The organism is Collinsella sp. LCP21S3_C7 (assembly GCF_052118485.1).
Classification (GTDB): Bacteria; Actinomycetota; Coriobacteriia; order Coriobacteriales; family Coriobacteriaceae; genus Collinsella.
Window position 1 is genome coordinate 129492 of record NZ_JBQKHC010000001.1, and the last position, 18341, is coordinate 147832.

The window sequence follows — 18341 nt, forward strand, 5'->3', positions numbered from 1 at the left end:
TTAAGCTTCATTAAACAAGAACGGGGCGGTGCGAAAACCCGCACCGCCCCATTGGAAGACATCTAATGGCAGCTAGATGTTTGTATTAAGACCCGTACGGGTCTTTGAAAACCTTAGAGGTCCTCGCGCCAGAAGGGCATGCTCATGCAGCGCGGGCCGCCACGGCCGCGGGAGAGCTCGGCGGAGGGCACGACGAGAAGGTCCAGGCCCTCCTTGTACAGCACGTCGTTGGTGACGGTGTTGCGGGCGTAGACGCAGATCTTGCCGGGCTCGACGCACAGGGTGTTGGAGCCGTCGTTCCACTGCTCGCGGGAGGCCGCGATCGGGTCGCCGCCGCCGCAGGGGATCAGCTTGACCTGGTCGACGCCGGTGGCGTCCTCCAGGACGTGCTCGAGGGTGTCCTCGATCAGGCGGATGTTCACGTCGCCCGGGTTCTTGCCGGCGGTCAGCTCGTAGACGCGCAGGGTGCCCATGATGGCGGGGTGGATCGTGAACTTATCGACGTCGATCTGGGTGAAGACCGTGTCGAGGTGCATGAAGGCGCGCGAGACCGGGATGTCGAAGGCCAGGATGCGCTCGACCTTGGAGTCGGAGTTCCAGAAGATGTTCTGGGCCATGACGTCGATAGCGGCGGCCTGGGTGCGCTGGGAGATGCCGACGGCGAGGGTCTTCTCGTTGATGTTCAGCACGTCGCCGCCCTCGGTGTGGAACTGGCAGTCGCGGCGGAAGTACAGGGAGACGTCCTTGTAGTCGGGGTGGTACTTGAAGACGTACTTGCCGTACAGGGTCTCGCGGTTGCGGGTGACCGAGTACATGCGGTTGAGGTTGACGCCCTCGCCGACGACCGCGAACGGGTCGCGGGTGAAGTAGAGGTTGGGCATCGGGTCGATGATCAGGTCGGACTCGGACTCGGAGTTGACCAGGGAGTCGAGGGTCGTGGAGGCCGTGAGGGGCATCTCGATCTCGGCCTTGGTCATGCCGGCCATGGTCTTCTTGACGAACTCGAGGTTGTCCTCGATGGAGTCCAGCTTCTCGCGGACGATCTGCGGCATGTGCTTCCCGCGGATGCCGGCCTCGGCGATGTACTGGTCGGTGAACTCGGCGCGGGCGCCGGGGACCTGGTCGAACACCTCGGCGACGAGGTTCTCGAGGTAGAGCACCTCGACGCCCTGGTCCCTCAGGATCTGGGCGAAGGTGTCGTGCTCCTGCTGCGCGACCTCCAGGAACGGGACGTCGTCGAACAGGAGCCGCTCGAGCTCGTCGGGCGGCAGGTTGAGGAGCTCGTCGCCGGGACGGTGCAGGCAGACCTTCCTGAGCTTGCCGATCTCGGAAGGCACGTGCAGACCTTTCGTCATGGCCTCCTACCTTTCTTTCGGGCCTTACTGGCCAAATGTATCAGCGCCCCTCTGTATGGAGCGCTGCTTGCTGACAGCTCTAGTTATATCCAATTTCCACCCGCAATTCCACCTCGCCCCCGAACGGTCAACAAAGTACGATGAACGGTATATCGCATATGATTTCCCATGATGCACTTCAGTTTCATAAAGCAGATTTTCCTAGGTAAACGTTATTTTTCTAGGAAATCAAGATTGAACACTCAAAGTTATCCATGATTCAAAATTGCATAGCGAAAACGGTTTTCTGCATATAAATGACGCTTGTCCTCGATTCGACCTAAATTCGATTATATTCAGCTTGCTATCATTCTTATTCATACATTCTCACCAGTTGAGTGAGGATATAGATCGCTTGCTCAAAGCACCGGACGTTAGTGCTTCGGATCGTCAGCGTAATAAGTAGGTAAAGATACCGTTCGCGCGATACGTCCGCGCCATAGGTCGACTAAATTGAGACAATAAGAAATAGTGTTAGGCTACCGTCCCCTGTAGGGACTGAACGGACAGATGCATATGCCGAGCAAAATCGAAAAGAAGCAGAACGCCGCCAAGCTGCGCAAGAAACCGCGCGATTTCTCGTATACGCAAAATCGAGAGCTTAGCTGGCTGCGCTTTGATAACCGCGTACTCGACGAAGCCTTCGATGAGTCTGTGCCACTGTTCGAGCGCCTTAAGTTCGTCTCGATCTTCGAGTCAAACCTCGACGAGTTTCTCATGGTGCGCGTGGGCGGCTTGTCCGATCTGGCAGAGCTCAAAAAACAGCCCGTCGACAACAAGAGCAATATGACCGCCTCCGAACAGGTCGATGCTGTCATGGCAGAGCTGCCCGGGCTCCTTACCCGCTGGGAGTCAATCTTTAAGAGCATCGAGGACAAGCTCGACGCTTTGGGCGTTCACCGCGCCCGCATCGATTCGCTTACGCCCGAGGAACATACCTTTGTAACCCGCTACTTCCAGGCCTACGTATCACCGGTCATCTCGCCGCTGGTCATCGATCCGCGCCATCCCTTCCCCAACCTGCGCAACGGCGCGCTCTATCTGGCTTGTGGCCTGGACGGCATCACCGACGAGGAGAGCCTGCTGGGCCTTATCGAGATTCCCGCCTCGATGAACCGCGTGGTCGAAATCCCCTCGCCCACCGGCACCTACTCCTACATTCTGCTCGAGGACGTCATCCTCGCCTGCCTGGACAGCTGCTTCGGCTCCTATAAGCCGCTCGACCGCGCGCTCATCCGCGTCACCCGCAACGCCGACATCGATCCGGACGGCGAGGGCGTCGAGGAGGAAGAGGATTACCGCCAGCACATGAAGCGCATCCTCAAGAAGCGCCTGCGTCTGCAGCCGGTGGTGCTCGCCGTATCGGGCTCGCTCGAAAAGCCAACGCTCAAGACCATCCGCAAAGCGCTCGAGCTTTCGCGCCGCTCGGTTTTTACCTGCGATATCCCGCTCAACCTGGGCTATGTCTTTGGCATTGAGGGCAAAATACCCGAGCATCTACGAAACGAGTTGCTCTTTACGCCGTTTAGGCCGCAGCCCAACCCCACCATCGATATGACCCGCTCCATCCGCGATCAGGTGCTGCAGCACGACAAGCTGCTCTTTTACCCTTACGAGACCATGAATCCGTTCTTGGACCTGGTGCACGAAGCAGCCTACGACCCCGAGTGCATCTCGCTTCGCATCACGCTCTACCGCGTGGCCAAACAAAGCCGCCTGTGCGAGTCGCTCATCGATGCTGCCGAAAACGGCAAAGAGGTTACAGTGCTCATGGAGCTCCGCGCCCGCTTTGACGAGCAAAACAACATCGAATGGGCCGAGCGGCTGGAAGAAGCCGGCTGCACCGTTATCTACGGCTCCGAGGGCTTTAAATGCCATTCCAAGATCTGCCAGCTCACCTATCGCGAGGGCATGGCGCTTACCCGTCTGACGCTTTTGGGTACCGGCAACTTTAACGAGAAGACGGCCAAGCTCTACAGCGACTTTATGCTCATGACCGCGCATCCCGGCATCGGCGAGGACGCTAACCTGTTCTTCCGCAACCTGTCGCTGGGCAACCTGCGCGGCGACTACCGCTTCCTGGGCGTGGCGCCCGTGGGCCTCAAGCCGCTCATCATGCGCGGCCTGGACCGCGAGATTCAGCGTGCCCTTGTCGGCGAGCCCGCCCGCGTGTTCTTTAAGCTCAACTCGCTTACCGACCGCGAGGTCATCGACAAGATCGCCGAGGCATCGTGTGCCGGTGTGCGCGTGGACATGATCATCCGCGGTATCTCGTGCCTCAAGCCCGGTGTTCCGGGCAAGACCGAGAACGTGCACGTGCGCTCCATCGTCGGACGCTTTTTGGAGCATGCGCGCGTCTATGCCTTTGGCGTGGACTCGGATATGATCTACCTGAGCTCGGCAGACATGATGACGCGCAACACCGAGCACCGCGTGGAGATCGCCTTCCCCGTGCTCGACCCCACCTGCCGCGCCCAGGTGCACGAGTACATGGGCATGCAGCTGCGCGACAACGTGAAGGCACGCAGTCTGACGAGTGACGGCACCTGGATTCCCGTGGAGCGCAAAGAAGGCGAGAAGCCCTTCAACTCGCAGGAAGCTCTGCTGGAGCGTGCCTATCGCAACGCCGAGGCCGTCGCCAAGGCAGAACCTACGCTCGCATCCAAGCCTGAGCTCGAACCGCAGCCGGCCGCACCCGAGGTCCAGAAGGTTCAGGCAACCGTCATAGAGCCTGAGTCCGAGCCTGCTCCTCGGCCCCAACCGCAGACGGCCAACCCCGCGTCCGAGAAGGGCGCCCGCCGCGAGAAGCCCGCTGGCAAGACCAAGACCATCGAGCGCCATCGCCCCGGTCGTGTGCGCATGGGACTGGGTCTGATCGGCCTAGGCCTTAAGACGCTCATTACCGGCAAGACGAAATAGACGTTTGTAGAAGCGCCCCGTATTTGAGGAATACCCCAAATACGGGGCGCTTTTCACTGCTACCATGGTTGCGAACAATACCGCGAATGACAGGCAGGAACATGAAGCTCACCATAGAATCGATGACCTACGGCGCCGACGGACTGGCGCACGCCGACAACGGCAAGGCCGTCTTTGTGCAGGGCGCCGTGGCAGGCGACACCGTCGAGGCCAAGATCGTGCAGGACGGCAAGTCGTTTATGCGCGCCCGCACGACCGAGATTCTGGAGCCGGGCCCCGATCGCATTCAGCCCCCCTGCCCCTTCGTGGGCGTCTGCGGCGGTTGTTCGTGGGGCAATCTCTCGCGCACCGCGCAGCTTGCCGCCAAAGAGCAAAACCTGCGCTCCACGCTCGAGCGCATTGGCAAGTTCGCCCCCGAGCAGGTCAACGATCTTGTCCAGCCCATCCGCCACACCAAGGACGACTGGGGCTACCGCAACAAGATTGAGCTGGAGCCCACCCTCGTTAACGGCCGCGTTCGCCTCGGCATGCACGGCGTCGATCCCAGCAAGATCGTCACCGTAGATTCGTGCCCGCTGTTCGATAAGCGTTTTCCCAAGGCGCTCAAATCGGTCGTCGGCGCGCTCAACTATCTGAGCGGCAGTCACGATCTGGGTCTGGAGCGCGTGGGCATTCGCGCTTCGCGTCGCACCAAGGCACTCGAGGTCGCACTTTGGACGCCCACGGGCTCCTTCCCGCGCTCGCAGGTCTCGCGCGTGTTGGCAGACGCCGCTCGCCCCACGAGCGTAGTGCGCGTCATGAGCAAGGGCGAGAAGAAGGCCCGCCGCGTCTCCAAGGTGGAGGTGCTCGCCGGCGAGGGCTCCTGGACCGAGAACATCGCCGACGGCCAGATGCGCCTTTCGGCCCCATCGTTTTTCCAGGTCAACACCAAGGGCGCCGAGATTTTGATCGAGCTTGCCATGGAGGCGCTCGACCCGCAAGAAGACGAGCTTGCCATGGACCTGTACTGCGGCGCCGGCACCTTTACCCTGCCGCTCGCCCGCCGCTGTGATTTTGTTGCCGCCGTCGAGGCCTACGGCCCGGCCGTGCGCGACCTGCGCCGCAACCTCGAGATCAACAAGCTCGATAACGTCGATGTCATCGGCGGCGATGCCGTGCGCGAGTTCCCCGACCAGGATGCCGATGTCCTGGTGGTCGACCCGCCGCGTGCAGGTCTGGCACCCGAGGCAATCGACCTCATCGCCAGCACGAGCGCCCGCGACGTGGCCTACGTGAGCTGTGATCCGGCGACTTTGGCACGCGATCTTAAGCGCTTTGTCGAGGAAGGCACCTTCTCCCCCGTCAAGATCACGCCGGTCGACCTGTTCCCGCAAACCTTCCACTGCGAAACCGTCGTCCATCTCAAGCGCAACTAGACTGTTTGCCCAAGACCACACCCGATGATTTTTCTGGGACGGGGATAAAAATAAATTTGTTCCGAATGATTATTTAATCCCCGTCCCGAAATTAAACCGCCCCCCATTTCTTGGACATTGAACTGCCGCCCGAGAAAGCTAAACGCCTTCTGGCAGGTTGTCCCGGACCGAGGGCGGCCGCCTCGACCGCCCTCGGCCCTCACCCACCTCAACTGCCCTCAACTACATAGAGCTGGTCGAGAAGGGCCCAAGCTAGCAGGCGCCTTCCTCGTCGTCGTTGGGCCGGTAGGTGATGAACTCGATGACGAAGGCCAGAACGGCAGAGACGAGCGAGGCGATGATCGCGAAGATCATGTGGGAGATTCCGGCGCCACCAGGGGTCCCGTCGATGAAGTTGAGCAGGTTGAAGACACCGAGGCCACCCGAGATGTACATGAGGGCGCCCGTCATTCCCACGATGGCGCCGCCCACGGCGGAGCTCAGGCATGCCACGACGAACGCGCGCTTGTTGGGGAGGGCGATGCCGTAGATGCCCGGCTCGGTGACGCCGAAGAAGAAGGCGGAGATCATCGCGGGAAGGGCGATGCCGCGGAAGCGCTCGTCCTTGTTTCTGAGATACATGGCAAAGATGACCGCTCCGAGCGCGAACCCGTGGCCGATGGTGGCGGCGAGCACGCTGTCGTGGCCGAGGGTGTTCAGGTTCATGATGGAGATGGGGATGAGGCTCCAGTGGAAGCCAAAGATGACGAGGCACATCCACAGTCCGCCGACCAGGGCGCTGCCCAAGACGGAACCAACCACGGGAAGCTGGAAGATGAACGAGAACGCCGCGCTCAGCAGGTTGGTGATGAGGGTGGCCACCGGGCCGATGACGAGGTAGCCCAAGACGATGGAGACCGTCATCGTGGCGAGCGGGACGAGGAACATCTTGAGCGCAGCCGGCATCCAGCTCTTGAGCCAGCGCTCAATGACAGAGCCGAACCACACCATGAGAAGGACGGGGATAACCGAGCTCACGTAGCCGGACACGGGCATGATGATGGGGACCCCGAGGGCGGTGGCGTACCACGAGAACGTGCCGGCCACGCCGAGGTCGATGCTGCCGAGCGCCTCGCCCGAGGTCAGGGCGACCATCGTCGGGTAGAGGAGCGCCACGCCGATTGCCACGCCAGTGAACTCGTTCATGCGGAACTTGCGCGCGGCACTGAACGCCAGGGCGACGGGAAGGAAGTAGAAGAAGCCGTCAGCCACGGTGTAGAGCAGCGTGTAGAGGCCGTCGTTTGCAAAGGCTGGGACGAAGTAGGTGATGAGGGCAAGCAGTCCCTTCATGATGCCTGCGGCGGCAAGCGGTCCCAGGATGGGCTGGAAGATGCCAGAGATGAGGTCGATGATGACGGAGGCAACGGTCTTATCGCCCTGGGGCTCGTCGTCGGCGCTTGCGCCGCCCGAGAAGTTACCGGCCTCCAGGACCGCGTCGTAGACGTCCTCGACGATGTTACCCACGACCACCTGGTACTGGCCGTTGGCCTGGATGACCTGGATGACGCCCTTGAGGGCCTCGATCTTGGCCGTGTTGGCGCGGGACTCGTCCTTGAGCTTGAAACGCACGCGCGTGATGCAGTGCGCGACGCTGGCGACGTTCTCGGCGCCGCCTACGTTCTCGAGTATGGATCTGGCCAGATCGTCGTATTTTTCAGCCATTATTTTCTCCTTAGTGATATTGCCCGGGCGGCTAGCCCAGGTCGCCTCCGTTGGTGGCGATGGCCTGTTGGTACCAGTAGAAGCTCTTCTTGCGCCTGCGCTCGAGCGTGCCGTTGCCCAGGTTGTCGCGGTCCACGTAGATGAAGCCGTAGCGCTTCTCCATCTCGCCGGAGCCCGCGCTCACGAGGTCGATCGGCCCCCAGGTGGTGTAGCCGAGCATCTCGACGCCGTCCTGCTCGATGGCGTCGCGCATGGCCTCGATGTGCTCGCGCAGGTAGGCGATACGGTAGTCGTCCTCGATCGTGCCGTCGGGAAGCACCTCGTCATAGGCGCCGAGGCCGTTCTCCACCACAAAGAGCGGCTTTTGGTAGCGGTCCCAGAGGTCGTTGATCGTGATGCGGAATCCCAGCGGGTCGATGACCCAGCCCCAGTCGCTCGTGCGCACGTAGGGGTTCTCCACGCCGGCGAAGGCGTTGCCCTCGGCGACGCCGCCCACGGAATCGGGGTCGCCCGCGGTGCAGCGCGAGGAGTAGTAGCTAAACGAGATGAAGTCGACGGTGTTCTCCGCAAGGATGCGCTCGTCCTCGGCGGTCATGCCCACGTCGATGCCCTCGCGCTCGAGCATCTTGAGCGCGTAGCCGGGGTAGTGCCCGCGCGCCTGCACGTCCACGAAGAAGAGGTCCTCCTGGTTCTTGACCTGCGCCGCGCGGACGTCCTCGGGGCGGCAGGAGTAGGGGTAGTAGCTTCCCGCGGCGAGCATGCAGCCCACCTTGTTCTCCGGGTCGACCTCGTGGGCGATCTTGGTGGCCCAGGCGCTGGCCACGAGCTCGTTGTGCGCGGCGCGGTACTCGGCCTCGCGGGCATTCTCCCCGGGCTCGAGGACGATGCCGGCACCCATGAAGGGGCGGTGCAAGATCATGTTCATCTCGTTGAACGTGATCCACCAGCGCACGAGGCCGCGGTAGCGGTTGAAGAGCACCGTCACGAGCCGCTTGTAGAGCTCAATAAGGGTGCGGTTTCGCCAGGCGCCGTACTTCTTGACGAGGTGTATGGGGCAGTCGAAGTGCGTGATGGTCACGAGGGGCTCGATCCCGTGCTCGCGGCAGCAGCGGAACACGTCCTCGTAGAAGGCGAGCCCGGCCTCGTTGGGCTCCTCCTCGTCGCCGTTGGGAAAGATGCGACTCCAGGCGATGGAGAGGCGAAAGACCTTGAAGCCCATCTCCGCGAAGAGGGCTATGTCCTCGCGGTAGCGGTGGTAGAAGTCGATGCCCGTCTGGGCCGGGTAGTAGTACCCGAGCTCGAAGTCGAGCATGCGCCTCAGGCCGCGACTCACGTCGTTGCGCTCCGGCCCGTGTGGGATGACGTCGACATTGGCAAGGCCGCGGCCGCCCTCGTCATAACCTCCCTCGCATTGGTTGGCGGCGGTGGCTCCTCCCCAAAGGAACCCTTTTGGAAATGGCATGGTGCCTCCTTCTCTCTGGCGTCCCCACCTCTGCGGGGGACGCTTTAATAACGTCCTTGCGACCTCACGCGCCGGGCCCGTGGCCCTTTCCCTGATGCGCGCGGGCCGCCTGTGAAGGGATGACTAGCTGACGGCTTGTCCTGCGGCGGTGCGACGTGCCTCCCGGCCTCCAAGCAGGGAGGGGACCTGCGCCAGGCACACGCCGGCGAGGATGATGGCGACGCCCAGCCACTCGACGACGCCGAGCGGCTCGCCGAGGACGATCATGGCGATGAGCAGGCCGGCGGGGAGTTCCGCGGCGGCCATGACAGTGGAGAGGCCCGCGGGCAGGTGCGGAGAGCCCATGCCGAAGAGCAGGACCGGGCAGAGCATGCCAAAGAAGCCGGCGATGACGGCAAAGGGCAGGATGCCCTGGGCGAGGACGCCCGAGACGACGTAGTCTGGGCACACCGTGAGCGACATGACCACGGAGCCCGCGCATACGATGACGCCACGCTGCTCGGACGAGCAGGGGGCCTCGACCTTGCCGGAGAGGGTGACAAAGAGGGAACAGGACACGGCCGCCCCCAGCGCGCAGAGCAGGGCCACGGGGTCGTACCCGGCGATGCCGGTCTTGTAAACGCCGCTGGCGAACACCGTTCCGAAGACGATGACCAGGGCGGAGACCACTTGGAGGGCCCTCGGCGGTCGGCGCGTCATGACGGTCTGCCACAGGAGCCCCAGCCACGTGAACTGGAAGAGGAGCGTGAGCGCCACCGGGGCGGGCAGCACGCTCATGGCGTAGCAGTAGAGGATTGAGGTGAGGCAGGTGAGGGCTCCCAGGCCCATGAGCTTAAGGGCGAGCTTCCAGCCCACGCGCTGCCATCGGTGCCCGAGTGCGTGGCCCGCGAGTGTGGCGAGAGCGAAGAAGAGGCAGCCGAACCACGCCTGGCTCGCCACCACCTGCGCCGAGGTGAAGCCCGCGGCGTAGGCGAGCTTGTAGGTCGTGGCCATCGCGCCGTAGCAGGCGCCGCCCGCAAAGACCTGGAGCGCAGCCTTGGCCTGTCCCGCGCCCGTGGCTCCTGCCCCGGCGGCCTGTTGCTTGATTGTGTTTGTTCCTGCCATTAGGCTCCCTTCCGTCTGCTGTCTTGCAGATGCACGTCTCGTGCGTCTGTTCCCTGCAGTCGGAAGGTGGGCTCGTGCGGTCTTCTGGCGGTGCATGTGGCACCTGCTGCCAAGACGAAAAAAGCCACGCAACCGACTGCTCGGTTGCGTGGCAAAAAGGTGGCTAGCGCCCAGAAAAGTCCACGCGTTTTTAGACTGAGACAAAGTACTACAACAGGTGAGATTCCGTCAAGAAAAACCGAGAAAAAAGTGAGTCTCTGCCCGCCGTACCTGTGGCGGTCGTTCCCCGAACGGGGCGGTGCGTTGGGGACTGTCTCGATCTGTAACAGTAAGACCCGGTTTTGGTCCGTAGATGTTACAGATTTAGATGTTTTGTCGAGGCGGTTTCCGTTTGTCTTGATCTGTAACAGTTAGGGGTCAAAAGTGGGTCTAGATGTTACAGATTGAGATTGTTGAGGATGGGTGGGGGTAGCTAAAATAGCCCCGTCCCTTTTTAAACATTGGGAAATCGAGCGTGGCAAGCATGGGTCTTCGGGGTATAAGACGGCTAATTGTATGCCGCCTTACGAAAGGAATTCTCATGCCCAGCGTTGCCGTTCTCGCCGCCGATGGCTTTGAAACTATTGAATGCCTGACCATGGTCGATGTCATGCGTCGCGGCGGCGTGCGCGCCACGCTCGTCTCGATCATGCCCACACGCGAGGTCGTGAGCTCGCTGCAGATTCCCGTGACCTGCGATGCGCTCTTTGATGAGATCAACTTTGAGGAGTACGACTGCATCGTGCTGCCCGGCGGCCTGCCCGGAGCCACCAACCTGCGCGCCGACCAGCGTGTCTGCGATGTAGTCTGCGAGTTCGCCGCAACCAAGCACGTTGCCGCCATCTGCGCCGCCCCGTTTATCCTGGGCGAGCTTGGTCTGCTCGAGGGACGCCGAGCCACGTGCTTCCCCGGCTTTGAGAAGAGCTTCCCCGAGGGTGCTTATACCGGCGAGAAGGTCACGCAAGACGGCAACATCATCACTGCCAGCGGCATGGCACAGTCACTTCCCTTTGCCTTGGAGCTGCTGCGCACACTCGCCGGCGACAAGGCCGTCGAGAAGGTTGCCGAGGGCATCCAGCTATGATTTTGGCTTCGCAATCGCCGCGCCGCATAGAGCTGATGCGCGAGGCGGGCTATGACGTTCGCGTAATTCCCGCAGATATCGACGAAACACCTTTTGATGGCGAAGCTCCGCTTACGCTTGTCGAACGCTTGGCACGCGCCAAAGCCGCTGCCGTTGCCTCCGAGCACGCCGAACCCAACGAACTGACTGTCGCAGCCGATACCATTGTCACCTTTGACGGGCAAATTTTGGGCAAGCCGGCAGACGAGGACGAGGCACGCACCATGCTCCGCGAGCTTTCGGGCCGCACGCACCAGGTGGCAACCGGCGTCTGCATCGTTAAAGCCGGCGACGCTGCAGCTCCGCATGCCGCCGAAAGTCTGTCGTTTGTCGATGTGACCGACGTGACGTTCTATGAGCTTACCGAGGAGCAGATCGGGCACTATGTTGCCTCCGGCGAACCCATGGACAAGGCCGGAGCCTACGGTATCCAGGGCACAGGCGGCCGCATGCTCGTGCATGACATTTCGGGCGACTTCTACAACGTGGTGGGCTTACCCATCGCTCGCGTCGCACGCGCGATTCAAAAACTCTCGTAATTGCATCTGGCGCTGGGTATCCCCCGGCGCCTACAATTTTGCCGTACCGTACGGATCCCGACCGAGCATAAGGCCCGGCGGAAAACCGATAGGAGAAAACATGGACACACTGCTCGAAGCCATTGACGTTTGCGATGTCGATGGCTTTTGCTTTGGCAACTATACAGACGGGGAGGCCGGCACCGGCTGCACCGTAATCGTGGCGCCCGAGGGTGCCATCGGCGGCGTTGACGTACGTGGTGGCGCTCCCGCTTCGCGCGAGACCGATCTGCTGCGTCCCGAGAACACCGTCGATAAGGTCCACGCCGTCTGCCTTTCGGGCGGCTCGGCCTTTGGTCTCGAAGCGGCAAGCGGCGTGGCCCGCGAACTCGAGAGCCGCGGCATCGGCCTGCCCGTCGGCCCCACGCAAGTGCCCATCGTGTGTTCCAGCTGCATCTTCGACCTCGCCTTTGGCGATCCCACCGTGCGTCCCGACATTGAGGCCGGTATCGCCGCCGTGCGCGAGGCGCTCGACCATACCCCCACCACACTCGAGCAGGGCAATGTAGGTGCCGGCACCGGCGCCACCGTAGGCAAGCTCATGGGGCCCGCCACCTGCATGAAGGCTGGCCTTGGAGCTTCTGCCGTGGCACTCGGCACCGTCAAGGTGGGCGCCGTGGTCTCGGTCAACGCCTGTGGCAACGTGGTCGACCCGACCACCGGCGAGTGGGTGGCCGGCATGCGCGCCGCAGCCGATAGCGACCAGATCGTCGACATGGAGCTCGCCGCCCTTGCCGCCGCCGGCTCTATGAAAATGCCACTCGACCGCACCAACACCACCATCAGCTGCATCGTCACCAACGTGGAGCTCACTAAGGCCCAGGCCACCAAGGTCTCCCAGATGGCCGCAGACGCCTATGCACACGCCATCCGCCCCACACACACCACCAACGACGGTGACACCATCTACACCCTTGCCAGCGGCAAGCTGGGCAGCCAGGCAAGCGCCGCCGTTCCCCTAGACCTGCTGGGCATGCTCGCCGTAAGGGCCCTGGAAACCGCCATCGTAAACGGAGCCAAAACCGCCAAAACATCTCACGGCATCCCCGGCGTTGCGAAGTAATCCACTCGACCGTCGGTCGGAGGCGGGCGGGCGTTACGTTTGCTGCTCTACAGTCCTATGCAAGACGAAGGCCACATTAAGTGGCCTTCTTTGCATGCGGAACTCGCGACAAACGTAACGCCCGCCCGTCTCCGACCGACTACCAACTAAAAACTTTTCAGCCCAGGCCCCTGTGTACCGCGCGTCCAAGATCTTCAAATTCAGGCAGCCTGACAAACGATTCTTATAGCAAAGGCCCCTTGGCCTTTAGTTTGATACAAGTTCCGCACGAGCCGGAAAGCACTTAATGTGCTTTCCGTGCGAGCAGGACTGTTCGCAGTAGCAAACTAAAGGCCAAGGGGCCCAGTCAACCTATCAGCAGCGATTACTCAACAGCTAGTTGAATTTGAAGATCTTTGAGGCAAGACGGTATAGGCCGAGTGTGGTTTTGTCTCCAGCCCGCCCGTGCAGGTTGGTAAAGAAGCCGACCACACCGTAGCGTGCACGACGATACATACGCTCGTCGTAGGCCTTCAAATCACTCCACAATGTCGTCAGGCGCTCGTCGGCGCAATCCTCATCGGAAAGCTTGGTTAGCACCGAACAAATTGCCATCATCATGGTGAAATAGCCCATCATGTACGCGCGCAGACGCGACGACTCGACATCGCTGTACAGATGGAACGCCTCCATCATAATGCGCGTCACGCGAAACTGCTGGTCCAGACGTTTGACCATCGTGGCCTCGTTGACGCTCTGGCCCTCGCGACCGATAAAATAACGATAGAGGTCGATGTCGGCGTAGTACATGGTCTTGCAGCGCGGCAGCGGCACATAGGCGTAGATATTGTCGACATAGAACGTGTGCGGCGGCATAGGCAGATTGGACGCGCGCAGCACATCCGTGCGATAACACAGGCTGTGCATGAGCAGATTCTGATCGGGACGGAAGTGTCCGATCTGGTCCCAAGAGAAAATCTTTTTGCGCGGCAGGGCAAACTTGTAGCCAATAGCGGTATGCGTACCCTCGTAAACCTTCTCGTACACATAGTTCGAGATAAACAGATCGACGCGCTGGTCGCGCTCCTCAAAGCCACGCAGAATCGAAAGCATGGTCGAAAGCGCCGCACCGTCGAGCCAGTCGTCCGAGTCGACGACCTTGTAGTAGGTGCCCTGCGCCTCGCGCAGGCCCGAGAGGACGGCCATGCCGTGACCGCCGTTCTCCTGATGCACCGCGCGGATGATACCGGGGTAACGCGCCTCCCACTCATCGGCCTTAGCTGCCGTCTCGTCCTTGGAACCGTCATCGACGATGATGATCTCGATATCGGTGGCATAATCGCTCCCCTCCAGAATGGAGGTGATGCAATGGTCCATGTCCTTGGCGGCGTTATACGAGGGAATACCGAATGATATGACTTTATGCATGGCAGGCGATAATCTCATCCGAAAGATCGAGGGCAGAGTTGGTCACGGCATCCATATCGTAGTAACGATACTCGGCCAGGCGACCCACCGGGTGGAAGTTCGTCAGGTTCTGGACGCGCTCAAGATAGCGCTCATAGAGCTCGCGGTTCTCGGGCTCCAGAATGGCGTAATAGGGCGTCTCGCCCGAGCCGGGCGTATAGGCCTTGGAATACTCCTTCATGATGGTGGTCTTGCCGGGCAGGACCTGACCAGTCATGTTCTTGAACTCGGTGATACGCGTGTAATCCTCGCTCGTGGTGTAATTGACGGTGCCCACGGGCTGGAACTGGTCCATATCGAGCGTCTCGAACTTCATGTCGAGCGTACGGTACGGCAGAGCGCCCAAGTCGAGGTTGAACAGCTCGTCGAGCGGACCGGTGTAGACGATCTCGCCGCCATAGACCTTGCCGTCGATCTTGACGGTGGTCTCGTCGATCTCAAAGAGGTCGCGGGCGTCCACGTCGCAGAACACATCAATCAGATCGTGGTCGAGCATATGCTCGAACAACGCGGTATAGCCGTCCTGCGGCATGCCCTGGAAGGGGGCCTGCGGGAAATAGCGGTCATCGTCGCCCACAAAGACGGGAACGCGGCCGGTGATCGAGGGATCGATCTGGTCGGGCGTCTGGCCCCACTGCTTCATGGTGTAATGCAAAAAGACGTTCTCGTAGACATAATCGGCGACCTCGGCAAGATCCGGGTCGTTCTTCTTGCGCAGCTCCATGATGGGCACCTTGACGTCCTTGCCAAAGGTCTCCACGAGCTTCTGATACAGCTCCTCGCCGCGCTCATCGCCAAAGGCGAGCTTGAGGCTCGCGTGGTTAAAGGGCACGGGCATAAGGGTGCCGTTGATATTGGCAAGCACCTTGTGCTGGTAGTCCGTCCACTTGGTAAAGCGCGACAGAAAATTGTGGACGCGCTCGTTAAAGGTATGGTAAATGTGCGGACCATACTCGTGGACCAGGATCCCGGCCTCATCAAAGCAGTCGTAAGCATTGCCCGCAATGTGGCCACGGCGCTCCAAAACGGCAACGCGATAGCCGATGGTCTCGGCAAGACGGCGGGCACAAACGGCACCGGCATACCCGGCACCGACGACAATCATGTCGTATGCGCCGGCGTTAAAGCCTTCAGGCAGGCCTGAGGTAATCTGCATCGATACTCCTTGTCAAAAGCCACGGGCTCGTTAGCTGGGCTTTTCTCGAACATTCTTCGAGACATATTTATCAGAGCGATTATAGCGCTAATGCGTCCTATAATGAGCTTGCCACACAAGGAAAGCTCAAGCACCCCGGCGTACATATTTGAAAGGTAAACCCGCTAGCAGCGGGTTTATTCGTGGACAGCCGGGTGCCTGGAGCTTAGCGAAACGCTTGTAAGGAGTAACATGAGCGATTTCCTAAACCGTATGAAGTCTGCCGCCAAGGCCGACCTTAAGACGATCGTCCTGCCCGAGGGCGAAGATCCGCGCACCATCATCGCAGCTACCAAGATCATCGAGGAGGGCCTGGCAAAGATCGTCATCTTGGGCAACCCCGACGAGATCAACGTTCCCGGCGCTACCGTCATCGACCCGCGCAATGCCGAGAAGCACGAGGAGTACGCGCAGAAGTTTGCCGAGCTCCGCGCCAAGAAGGGCGTCACCATCGAGCAGGCTCGCGCCCAGGTGATGGACGCCACCTACTTTGGCACCATGATGGTCAAGATGGGCGATGCCGATGGTCTGGTCTCCGGCGCCTGCCACTCCACCGCCGACACCCTGCGCCCCGCGCTGCAGATCCTCAAGACCGCCCCGGGCACCAAGCTGGTCTCGGCCTTCTTTGTGATGTGCACCGACACCCCGCAGTTCGGCACCGACGGCACGCTGATCTTCGCCGACTGCGGCCTCAACATCAACCCGTCCTCCGATGAGCTCTCCGAGATCGCCATCGCCTCCGCTCACTCCTGGTCCACCTTCATGGGCAACGTTGAGCCGCACGTGGCTATGCTCTCCTACTCCACCATGGGTTCCGCCGGCGGCGAGGTCGCCAAGAAGGTCCAGGAGGCCGTGAAGTTCTGCAAGGAGAAGGCCCCCGAGCTCGCCATCGATGGCGACCTGCAGCTCGACGCCGCCATCGTCCCCAACGTGGCCCAGCTCAAGGCTCCCGGCTCCTCCGTTGCCGGCAAGGCCAACGTGCTCGTGTTTCCCGACCTCGAGGCCGGCAACATCGGCTACAAGCTGGTCCAGCGCTTCGCCGGCGCCGACGCCTACGGCCCCATCCTGCAGGGCATCGCCAAGCCGGTTAACGACCTTTCGCGCGGCTGCTCTGCCGACGACATCGTGGGTGTCGTGGCCATCACCGCCGTCCAGGCTCAGATGGCTGAGTAGCGGACGTATCCCCTCGGGACCCTACAGGGTAAAGCTCTGAAAACGTCCTCGGACATGCATGAAACCCCCGCTGCGCACTTCGTGCGGCGGGGGTTTCATGCGTCCTGCGGAATGTTTTCAGAGCTTTACCTTGTAGGGTCCCTGCCGCCACGTGGTGCTCAGGGGATCTGGAGTGGACGGCGGCTTGGCTACGAGCTGGGGCTGAGAAACTGAATGGATGGGTGCCGTTGCTGGGGGGCAAACGATGCGGATATGGTCACTTTGGATTTGAAAGGCTGATAGGGCCTCGGCGGTTGTTGTGCCGGAAAGCGTGTCCCGGTTTGGAGGCGGATTGCGGGATGCAGCTTCCGCTTGGGGCTTGTTTGGGAAACTATGGGACGGAATTTTGCTTTATTGTGGGTCGCACTTTCCGCAACGTGCCTCAACCGGAAAGCGTGTCCCAGAATTTGTGCTCGAAACGGGATGGAGTTTCCGCTGTCCTTCTGCTAGTAAAAAAGGCCTCCGGAGCTGTTGCTCAGGAGGCCTTTCGTTTACATGCAATCGGCACGCTAGTTGTTCTTGGTCAGACGCTCGACGTCGCGGGCGATCATGTATTCCTCGTCGGTGGGGATGACCATGACGGTGACGGCGGAACCGGCGGAGCTGATGACCTGCGGGCCGTTGCCCACGGCCTCACGGTTCTTGTTGTTGTCGATGCGCACGCCCAGCCACTCAAAGCAGTCGCAGAAGGCCTTGCGGATCGACCAGTCGTTCTCGCCGATGCCGGCGGTAAAGGTGATGGTGTCCACGCCCGCCATAGAAGCGATCATGGAGCCAGCCTGCTGCATGGCTTTGTAGGCGAACATATCGAAGGCGAGCAGGCAGCGCTCGTCGCCCTCGGAGGCGCGTGTACGGATGTCGCGGGCGTCGTTGGAGATGCCCGAGATGGCAAGCAGACCAGACTGCTTGTTCATCATGTCATCGACTTCCTGATAGCTGTAGCCGCCCTCGCGCTGGAGGTAGCACACGGTGGCCGGGTCAATGGAACCACAGCGGGTACCCATCATCAGACCGTCAAGCGGCGTGAGGCCCATCGTGGTGTCGCGGCACACGCCGTCCTCAATGGCGGCAAGCGAAGCACCGTTACCCAAATGGCACGAAAGCAGACGGTGGCAGCGCGAACCCAGGATCTCCTTGGCCATCATCCACTCATAGCGGTGGCTCGTGCCGTGGGCGCCGTACTTGCGCACGTGGTACTTGTCGCACACGTCCTTGGGCAGCGCGTAGGTATAGGCGACCTCGGGCATGGTCATGTGGAACGAGGTATCGAAGACGGCGACGTTGGGCAGCTCCGGATACTTCTCGCGGCAATACTCGATTGCTGCGGCCTCGCCGTAGTTGTGCAGCGGAGCAAGCGGTGCCACCTCAAGAATCTTGGCCATAACCTCGTCGTCGACAACTGCGGAATCATCGAAGTGCCAGCCGCCCTGAACGATACGATGGCCAATGCCATCAATCGTAAAGTCGGTCTTCTCGAGCTCCTCGAGCACGCGAGCGATAGCAGAGCGATGATCGGGGAAAGGGACCTCCTCGGTCTGCTTGGCGCCACCGTTCTCGGAGTGGCCAAAGATGCCCATGTCCGAACCGATACGTTCGCAGTTGCCCTTGGCGAAAACCTCTCGGGTATCGGTATCCAAAAGCTGATATTTAAGGCTTGAGCTGCCGGCGTTGACAACAAGTACGTTCATGA

At 61.1% G+C, this 18341-nt stretch carries 13 protein-coding genes; 6 read left to right on the plus strand and 7 right to left on the minus strand.

What is annotated here, in order from left to right; all coding sequences use genetic code 11:
* Positions 1-113: 113 nt before the first annotated feature.
* Positions 114-1355: an arginine deiminase gene (gene arcA, locus ACTQ1E_RS00635; protein WP_427719159.1), complete on the minus strand. Its 1242-nt coding sequence runs from the start codon at positions 1353-1355 to the stop codon at positions 114-116.
* Between the two features lie 549 nt (positions 1356-1904).
* Here arcA and ppk1 point away from each other — a divergent pair.
* Together ppk1 and rlmD are read left to right on the plus strand one after the other, a co-directional pair.
* A complete protein-coding gene (ppk1, locus tag ACTQ1E_RS00640) occupies positions 1905-4313 on the plus strand; it encodes a polyphosphate kinase 1 (RefSeq protein WP_441564378.1) in 2409 nt (802 codons plus the stop codon).
* An 86-nt stretch (positions 4314-4399) separates the two neighbouring features.
* A complete protein-coding gene (rlmD, locus tag ACTQ1E_RS00645; protein ID WP_441564379.1) occupies positions 4400-5728 on the plus strand; it encodes a 23S rRNA (uracil(1939)-C(5))-methyltransferase RlmD in 1329 nt (442 codons plus the stop codon).
* Between the two features lie 252 nt (positions 5729-5980).
* On the opposite strand, the gene ACTQ1E_RS00650 is transcribed toward rlmD, so the two are convergent.
* The 3 genes from ACTQ1E_RS00650 to ACTQ1E_RS00660 all read right to left on the minus strand — a co-directional run bounded on the left by ACTQ1E_RS00650 (position 5981) and on the right by ACTQ1E_RS00660 (position 9995).
* Positions 5981-7429, minus strand: a complete 1449-nt coding sequence (locus ACTQ1E_RS00650; protein ID WP_441564380.1) for a PTS transporter subunit EIIC — start codon at positions 7427-7429, stop codon at positions 5981-5983.
* 31 nt (positions 7430-7460) lie between these two features.
* Positions 7461-8891, minus strand: a complete 1431-nt coding sequence (locus tag ACTQ1E_RS00655; protein ID WP_441564381.1) for a 6-phospho-beta-glucosidase — start codon at positions 8889-8891, stop codon at positions 7461-7463.
* A gap of 123 nt (positions 8892-9014) precedes the next feature.
* Positions 9015-9995: an EamA/RhaT family transporter gene (locus tag ACTQ1E_RS00660; protein WP_441564382.1), complete on the minus strand. Its 981-nt coding sequence runs from the start codon at positions 9993-9995 to the stop codon at positions 9015-9017.
* Positions 9996-10575: 580 nt separating this feature from the next.
* Here ACTQ1E_RS00660 and ACTQ1E_RS00665 point away from each other — a divergent pair.
* The 3 genes from ACTQ1E_RS00665 (at position 10576) to ACTQ1E_RS00675 (ending at position 12798) form a co-directional block, all read left to right on the plus strand.
* Positions 10576-11118 (plus strand): DJ-1 family glyoxalase III, encoded by a 543-nt coding sequence (locus ACTQ1E_RS00665; protein WP_427718432.1) that lies wholly within the window; start codon positions 10576-10578, stop codon positions 11116-11118.
* Positions 11115-11696, plus strand: coding sequence for a Maf family protein (locus tag ACTQ1E_RS00670; RefSeq protein ID WP_154517256.1), 582 nt, complete (start codon positions 11115-11117; stop codon positions 11694-11696). The genes ACTQ1E_RS00665 and ACTQ1E_RS00670 overlap by 4 nt, the downstream gene beginning before the upstream one ends.
* A gap of 100 nt (positions 11697-11796) precedes the next feature.
* Positions 11797-12798, plus strand: coding sequence for a P1 family peptidase (locus ACTQ1E_RS00675; protein ID WP_441564383.1), 1002 nt, complete (start codon positions 11797-11799; stop codon positions 12796-12798).
* 375 nt (positions 12799-13173) lie between these two features.
* On the opposite strand, the gene ACTQ1E_RS00680 is transcribed toward ACTQ1E_RS00675, so the two are convergent.
* Together ACTQ1E_RS00680 and glf are read right to left on the minus strand one after the other, a co-directional pair.
* Positions 13174-14205, minus strand: coding sequence for a glycosyltransferase family 2 protein (locus tag ACTQ1E_RS00680; RefSeq protein WP_441564384.1), 1032 nt, complete (start codon positions 14203-14205; stop codon positions 13174-13176).
* Entirely contained in the window at positions 14198-15400 is a 1203-nt protein-coding gene (glf, locus tag ACTQ1E_RS00685) for a UDP-galactopyranose mutase (protein ID WP_427729079.1), read from the minus strand. Before glf ends, ACTQ1E_RS00680 begins: the two co-directional genes overlap by 8 nt.
* Positions 15401-15631: 231 nt before the next feature.
* Between glf and pta the strand changes: the two genes are divergently transcribed.
* Complete coding sequence (pta, locus tag ACTQ1E_RS00690) at positions 15632-16612, plus strand: phosphate acetyltransferase (RefSeq protein WP_427718446.1); 981 nt, start codon at positions 15632-15634, stop codon at positions 16610-16612.
* Positions 16613-17160: 548 nt separating this feature from the next.
* Here the strand turns inward: pta and ACTQ1E_RS00695 are convergent.
* Entirely contained in the window at positions 17161-18339 is a 1179-nt protein-coding gene (locus tag ACTQ1E_RS00695; RefSeq protein ID WP_441564385.1) for an acetate/propionate family kinase, read from the minus strand.
* Positions 18340-18341: the final 2 nt, after the last annotated feature.